7 protein-coding genes and 2 tRNA genes are annotated in these 9,946 nt (G+C 54.2%); all 9 read right to left on the reverse strand.

The features are described from left to right. Positions 1-79: 79 nt before the first annotated feature. Positions 80-472 carry an Lcl C-terminal domain-containing protein gene (locus BOW52_RS15190; RefSeq protein WP_078484932.1) on the reverse strand — a complete coding sequence of 131 codons (393 nt, stop codon included), beginning with the start codon at positions 470-472 and terminating at the stop codon, positions 80-82. Between the two features lie 115 nt (positions 473-587). Continuing rightward, complete coding sequence (locus tag BOW52_RS15195) at positions 588-1,433, reverse strand: Lcl C-terminal domain-containing protein (protein WP_172840380.1); 846 nt, start codon at positions 1,431-1,433, stop codon at positions 588-590. 364 nt (positions 1,434-1,797) lie between these two features. Next, entirely contained in the window at positions 1,798-3,084 is a 1,287-nt protein-coding gene (locus tag BOW52_RS15200; RefSeq protein ID WP_172840381.1) for a dicarboxylate/amino acid:cation symporter, read from the reverse strand. Between the two features lie 42 nt (positions 3,085-3,126). Beyond that, the gene (locus tag BOW52_RS15205) at positions 3,127-5,025 is read right to left on the reverse strand and encodes a SurA N-terminal domain-containing protein (RefSeq protein WP_172840382.1); all 1,899 of its coding nucleotides are present in this window, start codon (positions 5,023-5,025) and stop codon (positions 3,127-3,129) included. A gap of 159 nt (positions 5,026-5,184) precedes the next feature. After that, positions 5,185-5,261, reverse strand: a tRNA-Asp gene (locus tag BOW52_RS15210). Between the two features lie 9 nt (positions 5,262-5,270). After that, positions 5,271-5,346: transfer RNA gene (locus BOW52_RS15215), tRNA-Val, on the reverse strand. Between the two features lie 12 nt (positions 5,347-5,358). After that, entirely contained in the window at positions 5,359-5,631 is a 273-nt protein-coding gene (locus BOW52_RS15220; RefSeq protein WP_078484935.1) for an HU family DNA-binding protein, read from the reverse strand. Positions 5,632-5,795: 164 nt separating this feature from the next. After that, positions 5,796-8,228: an endopeptidase La gene (lon, locus tag BOW52_RS15225; RefSeq protein ID WP_078484936.1), complete on the reverse strand. Its 2,433-nt coding sequence runs from the start codon at positions 8,226-8,228 to the stop codon at positions 5,796-5,798. Between the two features lie 206 nt (positions 8,229-8,434). Beyond that, the gene (gene clpX, locus BOW52_RS15230; protein WP_078484938.1) at positions 8,435-9,709 is read right to left on the reverse strand and encodes an ATP-dependent Clp protease ATP-binding subunit ClpX; all 1,275 of its coding nucleotides are present in this window, start codon (positions 9,707-9,709) and stop codon (positions 8,435-8,437) included. Positions 9,710-9,946: the final 237 nt, after the last annotated feature.

The raw sequence follows: 9,946 nt of genomic DNA on the forward strand, positions 1-9,946 counted from the left end.
TTCTCCGTCGTTCGCTCACGCTCTCAACTACGAATAGGCAGACGGCGTCGACTATCGCGGACTAACCGCCTTCGCTTCGCTATCCATGGCGGTCAGCGACTGGAAAGAGCGTCTCGTTGATGCTTGGCTCGTGACACCCCTGCTCAACGATAGAGGCCAGCTCCTTCAGGTTGGGCAGCCGCCAGTCGTTATTCCCCGCAAAACCGACGCCGTTGACCGTCCACGCCTGACCCAGCGCACTCTGCCAGCCGTAGGTGGCACTGCCACCAGTATCGCACGCCGTGGTGGTGGTCGAGAGCCCCTCACTGCACTGTTTCCACATCAGGCCGGTCAGCTCATCGCTCACTGTGCCATCGCCGTTATCGGTAAAGCGACTGTCGGGGGTGGTCAGCGTGAGGTTGGGCGGGCAGGTCGCCTGGCCAGCCATCGGTATGAGTACCAGGACCAAAAATATTGTAATTAATTGCTTCATGCTCTTCTCCAAAAAAACCAATCACTGTCCGATGCACATGGATGTGCGAGTGTCTCGTGAGGCAGAATGCCGGAAGGGACTCCATTAGAGACTGCCGCCCTATAAGGATTCGTGCCTACCGAGCATCACGCATCAACCGTACATAGTTGTTACTGGACTTACTGCTTCTATTGCCGCTCCCATCGTAGAAATTGACGTCCACCGCGAGGGAGGCAGCGGCGGCATGCGTAGAGGAGGCCCAGGTCCAATCATTGACCGTATTGGGGAACCAGCCGCTATCGATGGTCGGACCGGGTGAGGCGATGCTGTAGTCGACGATGGAGCGCAACACCTCGCGGTTGGGCAGGCGCCAGTCGCTGTAGCCGCAGAGCGCGGCGGTGTTGACATCGGCGACATACTTTTCGGTATCACAGCGGGCGCCATCGAAACAGTTATCGCCGCCATCGGCAGTACCTGCATTGCCGCCGTTGGTGGCGCCATCGCTGCTGTACCAGCTGTAGGTCCAACCCCCATGGTGCAGATCGGGTACAGTGTTGTTGGTCTTCACCTCCCAGACCAGGCCGGTGACGACATCCTCGATGCAGGACCACTTGGTGCCCGCCGCTTCGCTACCGTTGTCATCCCACGCTCCGCTCTGGATTGCCAGTACCGAGCCGTCAGCACCTAGCTTGGTGAAGGCGAATCCGGCGTGGCCGTCGCTGTCGTCATCGAGTGTGGCATCGCGTCCGTGCTCTGCATCCTGCCCCGGGAAGACGGTGGTGCCGTAAAAGGTATCGTTACAGGCAAGGTTGCCGTTACGGTCGGTGGCGCAGTCGGTAATGCCGGTATCGTTTAGCGGCTGGGTGGTGGCTGCACTCGATGCACCACCACTTGAACCGTCGTTCTTGCAGGAGTAACCGGTCAGCAGGGTGAGCGATGAGAGCATCAACACCGTGAGCGGCAGGGCATGGTTATTTTTCATTCTTAGCTCCATGAGCAATATTCAAACGAAATAACGCCCATCCAGTGGACGACCGGATGGGCGTTATAACTAGATAGCGGGGTTAGGACGGTAGTGCCTGCGGCGGCAGACGGGGTATTTAGTGCTTGCTTGTGTTGTGGCGAACTGCATGACGACCCTGTCCGATTAAAGCGCGTGTGGCGCTGTTCCCTTAAATTGTGGGTTTGGAATTTACCGGGCAACAACACGCCTGTCAATTTACCCGCCACTGCTATCAGGTACCGGGGTTGTACCTCTTGGGCCGACCCCTCTCACCACCTTGAGATATAAAAAAGGCGGCCCAGTTGGGCCGCCTTTTTTATTGCATGGCATTCAAGTAGATCAGCTATGTCTGCTTCTCTCCCTCCTCAAGCAGGATATTCTTCTCTCCCTCCATACGACCGATCAATACCGCACCGCAAGAGTCGCTGAAGACGTTGACACTAGTACGACACATATCGAGTACTCGATCGACCGCCAGGATCAGACCGATCGCCTCTGCCGGCAGGCCGATCGCAGCAAGGATGATGGTGATTGCCACCAGTGATGCTGCAGGTATGCCCGCGACACCAATAGAAGTAAGCAGTGCAATGGTGACAATAGTGAACTGGGTCGCAAAGTCGAGCGTGATGCCATAGGCCTGTGCGATGAACATCGCCGCCACACACTCGTAGAGCGCAGTACCATCCATGTTAACCGTAGCACCGAGTGGCAGTACAAAGCTGGTGGTGCGGTTGGAGACACCGGCATTCTTCTCCACACAATCCATGGTCAGCGGCAGCGTCGCCGAGGAGGAGCTGGTGGAGAAGGCGGTCAGTAGCGCCGGCGCCATGGCGCGGTAGTGACGCATCGGATTCACCCCGGCAACAAACTTGAGCAGCAGTGGCATGGTGATCAGGAAGTGGAACGCCAGCGCCGCCAGCACGGTAAAGAAAAAGACCGCCAGCGGACGGAAGGCGTCGAGACCGCTGGTTGCCACCACCTTGGCGACCAGCGCGAAGACACCGATCGGTGCGAATTTCATCACCCATTCGGTGATGCGCATCATCACCTCGAACAATCCTTGCCAGAAGTTGTACTGCGCCTCTGCATAGGGCTCTTCGATGCGAGTCATGAAATAACCGAACAGCAGGCTGAAGAAAATCAGACCCAGCATCTGACCATTGGCAGCAGCAGAGACAATATTAGGCGGGATCATGCGCAGGAAGATCTCAATCACATCACTTCCGCTCTTGCCCGAGACCTTCTCGGCTACACCGGAAGCAGCCCCCTGATCGAGACTCATTATCTCACCCGCAGGGGTACCATCGACGATACCCGGCTCGATCATGTTGACCATCATCAGACCGATCATGATCGCAGCCAGACTGGTCACCATATAGTAGGTGAGCGTTTTGAGGCCGAGTCGACCGAGATTACCGCCACCGCCAATACCGGCGATACCAGTAATGATTGAGGAGATGATCAACGGCACGATCAGCATTTTCAGTGCATTGAGAAATGCGGTACCGAGAAATGCATAGACCGAATAGAAGTGGATACCGAACAGCGTACCATCGGTGCCGGTCACAAGACCGGCAATTACGGCAAGGATCAGTGCGATCAGTATCTGCCAGTGGAGCTTTATTTTCATTTTTCTCTCCCTGTGGAACTAAAAACCGTGTCTGGCTAAGCGCTACTCCAGATTCTCTTCAAAAATACGAATCTCAGTCGCCTTGCGCATTAGCTCAACCATCGCTGTCAGACTCTGATCACCACGACGCTTCAATTGCTGACTCTGCAGCGCCTGACGGGCTGCAGTATCAATACCAGCAAGCTTGCCGGGTTTGACACCACTTACCACTACCAAGGCTGAATCACCCTTCGGCAGCGAGACGACACTCTGTGTGGAGCTACCCTCGTCAGGATGCGGCAGGACAAAGGCGCCCTTAACCACGCTCTGCGGTAGCGCCTTGTCATCACGTTTGATCCAGAGCGATTCATTCAAGCTGGCGCCCTTCTGCCCGGCAATATTCTGTAATGCCTCACCTGCAGCAACCTGTTTCAACATCTCAGCGGCGCTCTCTTCGGCACGCGCCTTGGTTGCTTCCGCTAGCAAGGTGCTCTTAATCTCGCCACGCACTTCATCGAGAGGCTTCTGCTCGGGCTCCTTATGCTCATAGAGGCGCAGCACCACCATATGATCTGCAGTAACCTCTAACACACCGCTATTGATGCGCTCATTGAGCACCTCTTTACTGAAGGCCGCATCGGTAACCTTGGGATCTTCAGGCAGCGAACCACCACCCGCACGGGTCATCCAACCACTATTTTTCACCGTAAGGCCCAGCGTCTCTGCGGCTGGATCAAGACTTTCAGGATTTTCATAGGCGAGATTGGCCAGCTCCTCGGCACGCTCGTAGAAGAGCTTCTCGGCACGCTCACGTTTAACCGTCTCGAGCAGCTGTTCGCGAACCTCAGCAAAAGACTTCTGCTCCGGTGCATGAATTTCGGCCAGCTTGATCAGGTGGTATCCAAAACTTGAACGGACCGGCTCACTCACCTCGCCCTTGGTGAGGGAGAAAGCGACCTCTTCAAATGCCTGATCCATCACATTCCTGCCAAACAGCCCCAGATCACCACCACTCGCAGCCGAGGCAACATCATCTGACGCCTCCTTGGCAACCGACTCGAACGACTCGCCTGCACGGATACGCGCTTGAAGCGACTCGATCTTGGTGCGTGCTGCATCATCAGCAGCCTCATCATTGACCATAATCAGAATATGACTGGCACGACGCTGCTCTTCACTGAGGAACTGTACCTGCTGCTCCTGATAGGTGAGCTCAAGGGTCTCTTCATCAACATCGATCAGTGACTCGAGATCCTGCACACGCAGCTCTATGTAGCTGAGGTTAGCCTTTTCAGGCTGCATATAGAGACTCTTCGACGCTTCGTAGCGCTCGGCAACCTGCGCGTCACTGATTGAGATCTCATCAGAAAAGGCTGCTGCAGAGAGCTGCAGATAGGCAACCTTACGCAGCTGGTCACGCAGCTTCACCAATGCCTCAACCTCCTCAACCGAGGGGAGTGCGCTCGCAACAATACCGTTGGAGAGCTGACTCATCACCATCTGACCACGCTCCTCCATCTCGTAGCTGACAGCAGTGAATCCAGCACTGCTCAGCAGACGCTCATAACGCGCCTGTGAAAACTTCCCTTCATCCAGAAAACTCTGGGTAGCATGAATCTGTTGTGCCAGATGTTTGTCGCTGATTGCGAATCCCTGTTGCTGTATGGCCTGCAACAGTAGCGTCTGCTCGATCATCTCCTCAAGCACCAGACGCTTGAGCTGCTTTTCATTGAACATACCGGGACGATAGTTGCTACCCAACTGACTACGCAGGCGATCCATACGCTGTTGATAGACATTCATCAGCTGGCGCTGTGAAATTTTCTCTTCGGCGATCTGGGCCACATAGACCTGCGGGTCAGTACTGAAGTACTCATTAACACCCCACAGTGCAAATGGAACGGAGATAAGGATAACGATTACCCAGGCGATCCAGCCTGTGGCACGGTCTCTGATGGTCATTAACATGGTTAGTAGCTACCGGTAAGTTAGATTTATTCTGCTCAAGTTAGGGGCCAGCCCCTGACGTAACGGCCCATTATCCCGGTAGAGGCGTATGAAGTGAAGTAAGAAATTAGAAAAGAAAAAAGGCGCCCTATTGGACGCCTTTTGACTTGTTAGTGGCGGAGTGGACGGGACTCGAACCCGCGACCCCCGGCGTGACAGGCCGGTATTCTAACCAACTGAACTACCACTCCGCATTAACTTGGTGGGTGCTGAGGGGATCGAACCCCCGACCCTCGCCTTGTAAGGGCGATGCTCTCCCAGCTGAGCTAAGCACCCCGAAAGAGCGCGCTAGTTTACGGCATCCTTTAGAGCTTTACCAGCCTTAAATGCAGGCGCCTTACTTGCCTTGATTTCGATGGCTGCACCGGTCTGTGGATTACGACCAGTACGGGCTGCACGCTCACGAACTTCGAAGGTGCCGAAACCTACTACGCTAACCTGGTCGCCATTTTTCAGAGTATTGGTGATGGTGTCAAGTACTGCATCTACTGCTTTAGCAGCTGTTGCTTTTGGAAGGTCTGCAGACGCAGCAACAGCTTCAACGAGTTCGGATTTATTCATTATGGATGTTCCCCTTTGGCTTAAATTCTAATAATCAAAGAATACAAAAACAGAGACGGGTGGCCTCTCCTTTGCCACCCGTGAAAAATTGACCGGTGTTTTATACCAAGTGCTTTCGCAGCCTGTCAATCGTTGACAAACGCCTTAACTACTGCTGCCCAGAGTTAGTGCGCACGAACTCTGCGTGTACGCTTCTTCTCACTGGCCTGTTTACGCGACACACCACCCTCCGCATCCTCGCGCGGTTGCGGCATATGCTGCAGCGCAATTTCCAATACCTCATCAATCCACTTAACCGGACGAATGTCTAAATCGTCGAGAACATTCTTTGGAATATCAACCAGATCCTTACGGTTCTCTTCTGGGATCAAGACAATACCGATGCCGCCACGGTGAGCTGCCAGCAACTTCTCCTTGAGACCACCGATTGGTAATACCTCACCACGCAGAGTGATCTCACCGGTCATTGCCACATCAGCACAGACCGGAATGCCGGTCAAAATTGATGCAAAGGCAGTGCACATTCCAACGCCCGCACTCGGTCCATCTTTAGGAGTTGCGCCCTCTGGCATGTGTATATGGATGTCTTGCTTCTGATAAAAGTCGCTATCGATACCAAGCATATCGGCACGGCTGCGAATCACGGTCATCGCCGCCTGAATCGATTCCTGCATCACATCACCGAGCGAACCGGTGTGAATCAACTTGCCCTTACCATCCATCGTGGTCGCCTCAATGGTGAGCAGTTCACCACCCACCTCAGTCCACGCCAGACCGGTGACCTGCCCAACCTGATCGGCCTCCTCTGCACGTCCATAACGGAAACGACGCACCCCGAGATATTTATCGAGACTCTTCGGAGTAACGTTCAGCTTGCTCTTACGCGGCTTCAGTAGCACCTCCTTGACCACCTTACGGCAGATCTTGGAGATCTCACGCTCCAGGCTACGCACGCCCGCCTCACGGGTGTAGTAGCGAATGATGTCACGCAGACTCAGATCGGAGATGCCGATCTCGGTCGATTTCAGGCCATTGGCCTCAATCTGTTTAGGCACCAGGTAGCGAGAGGCAATATTGAGCTTCTCATCCTCGGTATAACCGGGAATACGAATCACCTCCATACGATCAAGCAACGGCCCAGGAATATTCATCGAGTTTGAGGTCGCAACAAACATTACATCGGAGAGATCGAAATCGACCTCCATGTAGTGATCGTTAAAGGTGTTGTTCTGCTCGGGATCGAGCACCTCGAGTAGCGCTGATGAGGGGTCGCCACGGAAATCCATCGCCATCTTATCGATCTCATCAAGCAGATAGAGCGGGTTACGGGTACCAACCTTGGAAAGGTTCTGCAGGATCTTGCCCGGCATGGAACCGATATAGGTGCGACGGTGGCCACGAATCTCTGCCTCATCTCGCACGCCACCGAGCGACATACGAACAAATTTTCTACTCGTAGCACGGGCAATCGAGCGCCCCAGAGAGGTCTTACCAACACCGGGCGGACCAACCAGACAGAGAATCGGTCCCTTCAGCTTCTTCACTCGCTGCTGCACGGCGAGATACTCAAGGATACGCTCCTTGACCTTCTCCAGACCGTAGTGATCAGCCTCAAGCACATCTTCAGCCGCCGCGAGATCGTTGCGGATTTTGTTACGTTTTTTCCATGGCACACTGACCATCCAGTCGATGTAGTTGCGCACCACGGTCGCCTCGGCCGACATCGGTGACATCATCTTCAGCTTGTTGAGCTCTGAGGTCGCCTTATCCTTCGCCTCCTTGCTCATGCCCGCTTTCTCAATCTTCTGCGTCAGCTCTTCGATCTCATTGGGCGCATCCTCCATCTCGCCCAACTCCTTCTGGATCGCCTTCATCTGCTCATTGAGATAGTACTCGCGCTGACTCTTCTCCATCTGTTGCTTAACGCGACCACGAATGCGCTTCTCGATCTGCAGCACATCGAGTTCGCCTTCGATCAGCGCCATCATATGCTCGATACGCTCCTGGATATTCTCGATACCGAGGATGTTCTGCTTCTCATCGATCTTCAGCGACATATGGGCAACAATGGTATCGACCATACGCCCCGGCTCATCGATACCATTGAGCGAGGTCAACACCTCGGGAGGTATCTTCTTATTCAGCTTAGCGTACTGCTCGAACTGGGTCAGCAGTGAGCGCATCAGCACGTCGGCCTCACGCACATCACCCATCGCCTCCGCTTCGAGTCTTTCGACCTGCGCCGCGATATGATTATCCTCTTCGATGTACTCAACCACACGGGCACGCTCACCACCCTCGACCAGCACCTTGACGGTGCCATCGGGAAGCTTGAGTAGCTGCAGGATTGTTGAGAGGGTACCGATGCGATAGATATCGTCGAGGGTTGGGTCGTCAATCTCGGCACTGGTCTGCGCCACCAACAGGATTTGCTTGTCGCTCGCCATCGCCAGCTCTAGTGCCTGTATAGACTTCTCGCGACCAACAAAGAGCGGAATAACCATATGCGGATAGACCACCACATCGCGCAGCGGCAACACCGGCATCGTAAGTCGTTGACCATCAACCACTTCTGACACCTTATCTTTATTCTCCATCACGAGATCCTCTTAATTCGCTAGTGAGCTGGCGACAGAAGAGCGCCACCACTCGAAACTGAACCACACAACAATGCAGCCTTTGTATTCAATATGGGTCTTTGGGGGCAATGATTCAAGCCCATCAGAAATGCGGGCTTGGAGATAACACGATCCCCTCCGAACTGGAGGGCGTGCCGCCCAGTTCGAGGAGAATAGACAGGGACTTACTCGCCGACAGAAGCGGTCGATTCAGCACCCTCGAAGATTAGATAGGGCTTGGAATCGCCCGTGATAGCCGCCTCATCAACAACAACCTTGGTAACGTTGTCCATTGATGGAAGATCGTACATGGTATCGAGCAGCGTCGTCTCGAGAATGGTACGAAGACCGCGTGCGCCGGTCTTACGCTCCATCGCCTTGCGGGCTACCGCACGCAGCGCATCCTCACGGAACTCCAGATCGACATCCTCCATTTGGAACAGCTTGGAATACTGTTTGGTCAAGGCATTCTTCGGCTGACTGAGAATCTTGATCAGGGCATCTTCATCGAGCTCTTCCAGTGTCGCCACAACAGGCAGACGACCGACAAACTCAGGAATCAGGCCGTAGCGAATCAGATCCTCGGGCTCGACGTCGTAGAGCACCTCACCCAATGCACGACCATCCTCCTTGCTCTTCACTTCGGCAGAGAAGCCGATGCCCCCCTTCTCAGAGCGGCTGGTAATCACCTTATCGAGACCGGCAAAGGCTCCACCAACAATGAACAGGATATTCTTGGTATCGACCTGCAGAAACTCCTGCTGCGGATGTTTGCGACCACCCTGCGGCGGTACAGAGGCAACGGTGCCCTCGATCAGTTTGAGCAGCGCCTGCTGCACACCCTCACCCGACACATCACGGGTAATCGATGGATTATCTGACTTACGCGAGATCTTATCGATCTCATCGATATAGACAATACCGGTCTGCGCCTTGTCGACATCGTAGTCGCACTTCTGCAACAGCTTCTGGATGATGTTCTCAACATCCTCACCCACATAACCGGCCTCGGTTAGGGTGGTGGCATCGGCCATGGTGAAAGGAACATTCAACAGACGCGCCAGCGTTTCAGCCAGCAGCGTCTTACCGCAACCGGTTGGACCGATCAGGAGAATATTACTCTTAGAGAGCTCCACCTCATCCTTGCTCGAGGTGCTGGCTTCAAGGCGCTTGTAGTGATTGTAAACAGCCACAGAGAGCACCTTCTTGGCACGCTCCTGACCGATTACATACTCATCAAGAATCTGTTTGATTTCGTGTGGCTTGGGCAGATGATTCTCTTCACCCTCGGCCTTCTCCTGCATCTCCTCACGAATGATATCGTTACAGAGTTCCACACACTCATCACAAACGTAGACAGAGGGTCCAGCAATCAGCTTACGCACCTCGTGCTGACTCTTGCCGCAGAATGAGCAATAGAGCAACTTACCCTCGTCACCCTTTCCAGTTTCGTCGTTCATGACCTTACCTCGTTCATTCAGATACCGACTCTCTGTCAGCACCCAATATTGCTCCGATGCGTTTCAGCACCGCTATTCGATTTCCCTGAGTCCAATTCAACTACGTTCGGACGTTTGTGACAAGTCAATCCCTTGTCATATAACCGGGGAGTCGCTATTTTTGCGGAAGCTTGTTTTGGGCATCCAAGCCCAAGCAAGCGGCAAATACTTAACGCGACCGTTTATGCCTACGGCGCC

Origin of the sequence: Solemya pervernicosa gill symbiont (genome assembly GCF_002020875.1) — a bacterium.
Taxonomy (GTDB): domain Bacteria; phylum Pseudomonadota; class Gammaproteobacteria.

Excerpts from the sequence above, each read along its gene's own strand:
- BOW52_RS15190 (WP_078484932.1), bottom strand. The coding sequence starts at position 472 with ATGAAGCAATTAATTACAATATTTTTGGTCCTGGTACTCATACCGATG.
- BOW52_RS15195 (WP_172840380.1), bottom strand. The coding sequence starts at position 1,433 with ATGAAAAATAACCATGCCCTGCCGCTCACGGTGTTGATGCTCTCATCG.
- BOW52_RS15200 (WP_172840381.1), bottom strand. The coding sequence starts at position 3,084 with ATGAAAATAAAGCTCCACTGGCAGATACTGATCGCACTGATCCTTGCC.
- BOW52_RS15205 (WP_172840382.1), bottom strand. The coding sequence starts at position 5,025 with ATGACCATCAGAGACCGTGCCACAGGCTGGATCGCCTGGGTAATCGTT.
- BOW52_RS15220 (WP_078484935.1), bottom strand. The coding sequence starts at position 5,631 with ATGAATAAATCCGAACTCGTTGAAGCTGTTGCTGCGTCTGCAGACCTT.
- lon (WP_078484936.1), bottom strand. The coding sequence starts at position 8,228 with ATGGAGAATAAAGATAAGGTGTCAGAAGTGGTTGATGGTCAACGACTT.
- clpX (WP_078484938.1), bottom strand. The coding sequence starts at position 9,709 with ATGAACGACGAAACTGGAAAGGGTGACGAGGGTAAGTTGCTCTATTGC.